The 6,619-nt window shown below is 28.5% G+C and carries 8 protein-coding genes and 1 pseudogene; 1 reads left to right on the forward strand and 8 read right to left on the reverse strand.

Annotated elements, in window-relative coordinates; genetic code table 11:
- Positions 1–43: 43 nt before the first annotated feature.
- The 7 genes from EYW44_RS03500 to EYW44_RS03530 all read right to left on the reverse strand — a co-directional run bounded on the left by EYW44_RS03500 (position 44) and on the right by EYW44_RS03530 (position 5,207).
- Entirely contained in the window at positions 44–1,336 is a 1,293-nt protein-coding gene (locus tag EYW44_RS03500; protein ID WP_132722275.1) for a DUF4200 domain-containing protein, read from the reverse strand.
- A gap of 139 nt (positions 1,337–1,475) precedes the next feature.
- On the reverse strand, positions 1,476–1,979 hold the full coding sequence (locus tag EYW44_RS03505) for a DinB family protein (protein ID WP_132722276.1): 504 nt from the start codon (positions 1,977–1,979) through the stop codon (positions 1,476–1,478).
- A gap of 36 nt (positions 1,980–2,015) precedes the next feature.
- Entirely contained in the window at positions 2,016–2,549 is a 534-nt protein-coding gene (locus EYW44_RS03510; protein ID WP_132722277.1) for a hypothetical protein, read from the reverse strand.
- A 6-nt stretch (positions 2,550–2,555) separates the two neighbouring features.
- Complete coding sequence (locus tag EYW44_RS03515; RefSeq protein WP_132722278.1) at positions 2,556–3,053, reverse strand: hypothetical protein; 498 nt, start codon at positions 3,051–3,053, stop codon at positions 2,556–2,558.
- 107 nt (positions 3,054–3,160) lie between these two features.
- Positions 3,161–3,985, reverse strand: a complete 825-nt coding sequence (gene folP, locus EYW44_RS03520; protein ID WP_132722279.1) for a dihydropteroate synthase — start codon at positions 3,983–3,985, stop codon at positions 3,161–3,163.
- A gap of 67 nt (positions 3,986–4,052) precedes the next feature.
- Positions 4,053–4,568: a hypothetical protein gene (locus EYW44_RS03525; RefSeq protein WP_207893741.1), complete on the reverse strand. Its 516-nt coding sequence runs from the start codon at positions 4,566–4,568 to the stop codon at positions 4,053–4,055.
- Positions 4,569–4,625: 57 nt separating this feature from the next.
- Positions 4,626–5,207, reverse strand: a complete 582-nt coding sequence (locus EYW44_RS03530) for a TIGR00730 family Rossman fold protein (protein WP_132722281.1) — start codon at positions 5,205–5,207, stop codon at positions 4,626–4,628.
- Between the two features lie 146 nt (positions 5,208–5,353).
- On the opposite strand from EYW44_RS03530, the gene EYW44_RS03535 reads away from it, so the two are divergent.
- Positions 5,354–6,319 (forward strand): DoxX family protein, encoded by a 966-nt coding sequence (locus EYW44_RS03535; RefSeq protein WP_132722282.1) that lies wholly within the window; start codon positions 5,354–5,356, stop codon positions 6,317–6,319.
- Between the two features lie 183 nt (positions 6,320–6,502).
- Here EYW44_RS03535 and EYW44_RS22765 read toward each other — a convergent pair.
- Positions 6,503–6,619 (reverse strand): annotated as a pseudogene (locus EYW44_RS22765) (IS5/IS1182 family transposase); the annotation flags it as partial.

A 6,619-nucleotide genomic window follows, 5' to 3' on the forward strand; every position in this document is an offset into this window, starting at 1 on the left:
TGGATTCGTTAATGTTTTCTAAAAAGAAAGGGGGAGTAAGAACTTATTTTTTCAATAATTGTTCAACTAAAGCTTCTAGTTTTTCAATTTTCTTTTCTTGAGCTTCAATTTTAGCATTTTGCTTTTTAAGTTCTTTGATCTCTTTGTCTTGTTGAATGGTATATAAAGTTAACTCTTCAATTTTTTGTAAAAGTTTTGAATCCATTTCACCTAAATAAAAACCATTTTCTTCAACATCTTTAGCACTAGGAATATCTTTTAAATGTCCTTTTTCTTTAATGTGTTGTGCAACTTCTTGTAAAGTAGGTAAGTTATAATCATTATAGAAAACAAAGTCAGACCATCCATTTGCTTCCACTTTTATTTCTCTTGCACCAATAGAGCCCTCAACAGCTAGTCTATGGTTTCCTGTAGAAGTTGTTCCTATACCTACTTTAGATCCAAACATTGCGTTACCATTTGATCTATTAAATACAAGTGCATCAAAATCTTTAGCTAAATCTAAATCATCTGTATTATGAGTGAAAATTTTTAATTGATTTGTAATACCATTATACTTGATACCACCACCTTGAAATCTTCCTGAGGTTTCAGTTAATCTAATTTCTCCACTTCTTTCATTATTAATAGCTTTATTATGTAACCAAAAAATAGGTTTATCTGATTTAACAGTTATATCACCGTTTATGGAAGTGTTACCGTTAACATCAAGTTTTTCAGCTGGTGTGGTTGTACCTATACCAATATATCCATTACTTCTTACTATACTTAGAGAGTTATAATCATCATTTATATCAGCAGTATTTGATTGATGAACACCAAGATGAAGAATGTTTTTAGTACCATCATAATTAATATATGCACCTTGAAAATTATTTTCACCAAATCGTATGTATCTAGAGGTATTTTCACCAAAAATTCTTAAATTTCCTTCGTTTATTTCTAGTTTTTCAGCTGGTGTGGTTGTACCTATACCAATATATCCATTACTTCTTACTATACTTAGAGAGTTATAGTCATCATTTATATCAGCAGTATTTGACTGATGAACACCAAGATGAAGAATGTTTTTAGTACCATCATAATTAATATATGCACCTTGAAAATTATTTTCACCAAATCGTATGTATCTAGAGGTATTTTCACCAAAGATTCTTAAATTTCCTTCGTTTATTTCTAGTTTTTCAGTCGGTATGGTAGTTCCTATACCGACTTTACTATCTTTATAAATAAAATCAGATTTAGCTCCGTTTTCAGTAGTTACTTTTTCTTGAGCAGAAACACTTAGCGCTATTCCCATCATAGCAATGGCAGCAATTTTAATTGTTGTTTTCATATTAATTTAAATTTTTAATGTGTTGTAAATACAATTTGTCAATTATTAAACTGTATTTGTGGCAAAACTAGTTATAATTCTATTTTGTGAAAAGAAAGCGTATTAATTTATTTGTATAGCACTAGTTTCAAACTCTATTTCAATCAAGTTTTAGTTTTATAATTGCTTTAAATTTTTCAATTTGTCGTCTGTGTCTTAAAATATGAACAATAGCGTGTTGCATGAGTTGTTCTATATCAAAAATTTGTCCCCATCTAACTATAAATTTTTGATTCAAATTATACTCAGTAATTTTAATATTGGGATTTTCATTAAAAATACTTTCAGTAAAACTGAACATTTTTAACAAAGCTAATTGATAGTCATGAACATTTAATAAGGTTATTTTATTTCTGTAGTGTATCTCGTGTCCTAATGATTTTTTGATTTCTAAGGCATAAGTGTATCCACTCTGTACAACATGAGTAAGAATAGTTTGAACAGATTTACAGTCATTGTCTGTAGTATTTTTATCAATAATGATTTTTAGCTCTTCATCATTTAAATCATTGATAACTTCAATCATTTCATGTAAGGCTTTTTCATATTCATCTAACAAGGCACCTACAGCACCATTTGTTCTGTATGTTTTTTCTTTTTTCATTTGTTGTAATTTTATTTTTATAAAGATAGTATACTTTTATTCAAATTTTCCATTTGATATGAATGCTATCCCTTTAACAAGTATTTCAACCTTAGGATTTAAAACAGAAATTTCTAATAACTCATTTTTGAGGTTTTTGAAATCAGAACTTAAAATGATTAATCTTAACTCTTTTTTACAGATCAATTTTTTCAATCCTGTTATTGTAATGGATGTATTACCAAGATGTACTAATTTTAATTGTTTAATATGTAATAAAAACGCTACACATTTATCTGTTAACTGAGGATTGTCTTTAAGTCTCAAGTCTTCTAATAGAGTCAGTTCTTGTAAGTGTTTAATACCTCTGTCTGTTATTTCTGTTGAATCTAAATCAAGCATTTCCAATGTGCCTAATTGACCTATAATTTTAAGATGTTTATCCAATACATCTGAAATGGCTATATTTAAGTGTTTTAACTTTTTTAAATGAAGTAGTTTTTTTAATTCGGAGTTTCTAATTTCTCCAAAGAAAGAAAGGTTACAATAAGTTGCATCTATGCTTACTTGTTCATTAATGATATTTAGCATATTAGATTAGGAGATTTCTATAGAACTAGTTTCAACTTCAAATTCAGTTCCGTCTTCTTGTTTCAAATAAATTTTGAATTTTAAGTTCTCATCTGAATCTATATGAGTATTAAACTCAAAATACCACTCAAATACTGATAAATATTCATTACGATTCATAATGTTTAGCCATTCTTGAATAGTAATTTTTTCATTACTTGTATTATTTAATGTATCAAGAGAATACACATTTAATTTACTGTAGTCTATTGGCTCATTAGCATTTGTATTGAGTATTTCTTTATTACATGTAATAGAGAAATCTATGATTTTATGTTCAAGTCCCCCAAAATAAGTATGACAACTAAAGGCAGCATTAGCCGTGTGCACCATAAAATAAGGGTTGAAAGCTAGACGATCATTATCTTCAGAAAATATAAGCTTGATACGAAAGTCATCTTGAGAAATCATATCATTAGCATTTTCATTAGTTGAAATGTTATAGTTTTCTGCGGTTAATTCCACAATATAACTATAAACACTTTTTGAGTCAGGACAACAAGATGCAACTAAAATTTGTAAAATCCATAGCGAACAAATGATGACAAATCCCTTTTTTTTCATTTTATATCTTATTTTTTTATTTGCTCAACAATTTTTACGGCCTCAATAGCTTCTTTCACATCATGCACTCTTAAAATATTAGTTCCGTTTAAAAGGGCTATGGTATTGGCAACAGAAGTGGCGTTTAAGGCTTCTTGAGGAGAAGAATTGAGTAATTTATATAGCATTGATTTTCTGGAAACTCCTGTAAGAATAGGAGCATCTAGACTTTTAAACAATGAAAGTTTTTTTAGTAATTCGTAATTATGATCTAATGTTTTACCAAAGCCAAAACCAACATCAATAATAACATCGTTTACTTTCAGTTGCTTTAGTTTAAAAAGTTGTTCAGCAAAAAAAGAGATTAATTCTTTGGTAATGTTTTGATAGCTTGGTTTTTCTTGCATGTTCTGCGGAGTACCTTGCATATGCATTAAAATGTAAGGAACCTGTAATTTTGCAACAGTAGCAAACATATCACTATCCATTTTTCCACCAGAAATATCGTTGATGATAGCCGCACCTGCTGAGATTGTTTGTGTTGCAACATTACTTCTAAATGTATCTACTGAAATAATAATATCAGGAAAATGACGCACTAATAATTCTATCACAGGAAGAATTCTACTAAGTTCTTCTTCTTCTGAAATATGTTTTGCTCCAGGACGAGAAGAATACGCACCAACATCAATGAAAGTAGCTTCTGCTGTCAGCATTTTTTCAGTTTGCGATAAAATTTCTTTTTCGTTTTTATACATACCTCCATCAAAAAAAGAATCGGGAGTAATATTTAAAATTCCCATCACTTTAGGAGTATCAAAATCGATTAGCGTTCCTTTACAGTTTATTGTCATTTTTTTAATTAGTAATTAAGTACTGAGTATAAAGTACAAAGTTGTTGGCTCGATGTTACTAGCAAAATTATTCATTCTTTTTTGTGGATATTAAAATTAATTGATCAAAATTCTCAGAAGTATATTCTGAAATTTTACTTTGCTCATTAATGACTTTCACATCTTGAATTTTATTTCGGTCAAAAGAATCAATAAAATGTTCACTAACTACTTTGTTGTTTAAAACATAAATGCGTTTTGGTTTATGAACAAAATGATGATCTAATTTTTTTAGAATATGTTCTCTTGATGTTAATGAAATTACTCCAAAATTTCCTCTACTTCCATATATATCCGATTCTTCTTTAAGGATATATTTTACACTATGAATTTCTTTCTTTAAAATAGAAAACACCTCCTCTTTGATGTTTTTATAATCAATCGAAACTCCATCAAAAAGAATCATGGGATTTTCCTCTAAGGTGTATTCTACTTTTATCGAGTCAACATAATTTACTAGGAAATTATTATATCGGTTTTGACCTAGACAAATAAAAGAGTTTGTTAGAGTAAGCAGTAAAACTAATTTGGATATTATATTCATTTTTAAAATTTATTATCAATCGTTTACTTAATACTAGTATAATAAAAACGTCTAATATTATTTTACCACTTTATTAATAACATGTGTTTTTTGAGGTGCTTTATAGTTTTTTAGTTTGGTAAACAAACCTTCAATAGTAATATCTACTACAAGCATTTCTCTATTTTGTGGTTTTAAAAAGCCTTCGCGTACCATTACATCCAACTGTTGCAAAGTAGCATCAAAAAATCCGTTGATGTTTAAAATGCCCACAGGTTTTTGTTCAATATGTAATTGTTGTAAGGTTAATGCCTCAAAAAGTTCATCTAAAGTACCAAATCCGCCAGGTAAAATCACATAAGCATCCGTCATTTTACTCATTAACACTTTTCGCTCGCTCATAGTTTTGGTAAACAATGTTTGTGTAAGCCCCGTGTGTACTACTTCTTCTTTTTTTAATAATTCAGGAATAATACCTGTAACTTTTCCATTATTATTTAAAACAGCGTCTGCAATAATGCCCATTAGCCCCACTTTGCCCGCTCCATAAATTAACTCGATGTTATTTTTAGCAAAAAAAACACCTAATTCTGTGGCTATATTTTGGTAAACATTTTGAAAACCAGCACTAGATCCACAGAAAACAGTAATCGATTTCATAATTAAAATAATTAAATTTTTCGATAAAAATAATCGAAAACCTATTTGATTTGCTATTTTTACGTAGATATTTCTTTAAACAAGGGAAATACTACATACTTTTAATTCGATTTATTTATAAGGTAAACATAAAAATCCCTATAACTATGCTAAAAATTTTAACACACATTTCAAGAGTTTTTGTTGGACTATTATTTATTTATTCTGGTTTTGTAAAACTTATAGATCCTTTAGGAACTATGTTTAAATTAGAAGAATATTTTAGTGAAGCAGTATTAGATTTAGAATTCTTTACTCCGTATGCATTAATTTTTGCGATCTTATTGGTTGTAGCTGAAACGGTTTTAGGAATTATGTTAATAGTAGGATTTAAACCGAAGTTTACCGTTTGGAGTTTGTTTGGAATTACACTAATATTCTTGTTTTTAACCTGGTATTCATATACTTATAATAAGGTAACTGATTGTGGTTGTTTTGGAGATGCCATAAAAATAACACCAAAACAAACATTTTATAAGAATGTAATATTTATTGTTTTAATAGGAATTTTAATAGCTGGTTTAAAATATATTAAAGAAATACCATCATTAAAAATAGCAAAGTTAACTACTTACACCTCTATATTTATTTCATTTGTAATTGTGTATTACGTGTTACAACACTTACCAATTATAGATTTTAGAGCTTATTCTGTTGGTACTAATATTGCAGAAGGAATGAAGTATCAGGGAGATGGAGAAGTACCTCCGATTCACGATTTTATGATTGATACTGATGAAGGTGATTTATTAGAGCAAATGTTAGCAAAAGATAAAGCAATGTTAGTGGTGCTTCGTGATTTTGAAAAATTAGAAAAAGAAGGAGTTGCTCCTATAGCTAAAGTGGCTAAAGAAGCAAAATCTAAAGGATATGAAATTTACGTGTTAACAGCTTCTTATGTTGAAGATTTAGCAAAATCGCAACAAGAGTATGATTTACCTTATGTATTTGGATTCTGTGATGCCACAGCTTTAAAAACGGCAATTCGTGCAAATCCAGGTGTTATAAAAGTTGAAAAAGGAGTAATTACAGGAAAATGGAATTGGACAGATGCTGATGATGTAACTTTTTAATTACAAATGATGAATTAGGAATTACGAATTGTATTAAAACAATTTTTGATTTCAATTTAGATATAAAACATTTAAACAAAGCCTTGCAGATATTCTGTGAGGTTTTTTTGTTTTTTAAGTAGTTTGAAGTTAGAAATATGAAGTTGATGTTTCTTTCATTTTGTTGAAATTCATATATTGAAGTCATCTTGACTTTTCAATTTTATGAAATTTCTTTAATCCGATTACAATAAATGCTAGGAAATTAAAGCCTTTCCAACTAGTAATTGTGGTGTCAAATCTATTCAATAAAGAACGAAA

Source organism: Tenacibaculum sp. M341, from assembly GCF_004337695.1.
Classification (GTDB): Bacteria; Bacteroidota; Bacteroidia; order Flavobacteriales; family Flavobacteriaceae; genus Polaribacter.

What these genes read in the sequence shown, in the direction of transcription:
- EYW44_RS03510 (WP_132722277.1), bottom strand. Translation starts at nt 2,549, where the DNA reads ATGCTAAATATCATTAATGAACAAGTAAGCATAGATGCAACTTATTGT.
- EYW44_RS03500 (WP_132722275.1), bottom strand. Translation starts at nt 1,336, where the DNA reads ATGAAAACAACAATTAAAATTGCTGCCATTGCTATGATGGGAATAGCG.
- EYW44_RS03530 (WP_132722281.1), bottom strand. Translation starts at nt 5,207, where the DNA reads ATGAAATCGATTACTGTTTTCTGTGGATCTAGTGCTGGTTTTCAAAAT.
- EYW44_RS03525 (WP_207893741.1), bottom strand. Translation starts at nt 4,568, where the DNA reads ATGAATATAATATCCAAATTAGTTTTACTGCTTACTCTAACAAACTCT.
- folP (WP_132722279.1), bottom strand. Translation starts at nt 3,985, where the DNA reads ATGACAATAAACTGTAAAGGAACGCTAATCGATTTTGATACTCCTAAA.
- EYW44_RS03535 (WP_132722282.1), top strand. Translation starts at nt 5,354, where the DNA reads ATGCTAAAAATTTTAACACACATTTCAAGAGTTTTTGTTGGACTATTA.
- EYW44_RS03505 (WP_132722276.1), bottom strand. Translation starts at nt 1,979, where the DNA reads ATGAAAAAAGAAAAAACATACAGAACAAATGGTGCTGTAGGTGCCTTG.